This window comes from Clostridium sp. OM05-5BH (assembly GCF_003481505.1).
In the GTDB taxonomy this organism is placed as follows: domain Bacteria; phylum Bacillota; class Clostridia; order Lachnospirales; family Lachnospiraceae; genus Otoolea; species Otoolea fessa.
In genome coordinates, this window is the sequence record NZ_QULJ01000030.1 from 727 (window position 1) to 1,333 (window position 607).

Here is a 607-nt window from a genome sequence, read left to right on the forward strand (position 1 = left end):
CAGTCTGAAAGTTACAGCCAGAATATGCAGCGGCTTGGCCGGGAGCTGATGACTACCAGCGAGATCACCACCATGCCCGGGGATAAATGTATCTTGCAGCTTCGGGGGCTCCCGCCCTTCCTGTCCCCGAAGTATGACTTGAAAAAGCACCCGAATTACAAGTACACAGCCGAATTTGATAAAAAGAAAAACGCCTTCCGCTTGGAAAGCCTGTTCCGCCACCGGCCATTGAGACTAAAGCCGGAGGACGAATACACGGTGTACGAAGTGGACGGCTCCGACACGGACGAAGAAGCTGACCTGTTGAATTTCGATGATCTGGACAGCGACGAGTTTGTGTAACTTCGGGCCATGATGACCCGAAGCGCCGCCGATGTGGGCGGCTTTTTTTGTACCCAAAACCATCAAACAAACAAAATGGAGGAACGTATATGGAATTTTTCAATCAGGCAATCGACATTCTTAAAATTCTGGTCATGGCTCTTGGCGCTGGTCTGGCGGTATGGGGCGTCATCAACCTTCTGGAAGGTTACGGGTCGGATAACCCTGCGGCAAAATCACAGGGCATTAAGCAGTTCATGGCTAATTAAAGGGAACAAAAAGAAAG

At 50.2% G+C, this 607-nt stretch carries 1 protein-coding gene and 1 pseudogene; both read left to right on the forward strand.

Going from position 1 to position 607, the window contains the following annotated elements; genetic code table 11:
* Window positions 1-342: pseudogene (locus DXB70_RS14490) on the forward strand (type IV secretory system conjugative DNA transfer family protein); the annotation flags it as partial.
* An 89-nt stretch (window positions 343-431) separates the two neighbouring features.
* The gene (locus tag DXB70_RS13950; RefSeq protein ID WP_003500126.1) at window positions 432-590 is read left to right on the forward strand and encodes a Maff2 family mobile element protein; all 159 of its coding nucleotides are present in this window, start codon (window positions 432-434) and stop codon (window positions 588-590) included.
* Window positions 591-607: the final 17 nt, after the last annotated feature.

What these genes read in the sequence shown, in the direction of transcription:
- DXB70_RS13950 (WP_003500126.1), top strand. Translation starts at nt 432, where the DNA reads ATGGAATTTTTCAATCAGGCAATCGACATTCTTAAAATTCTGGTCATG.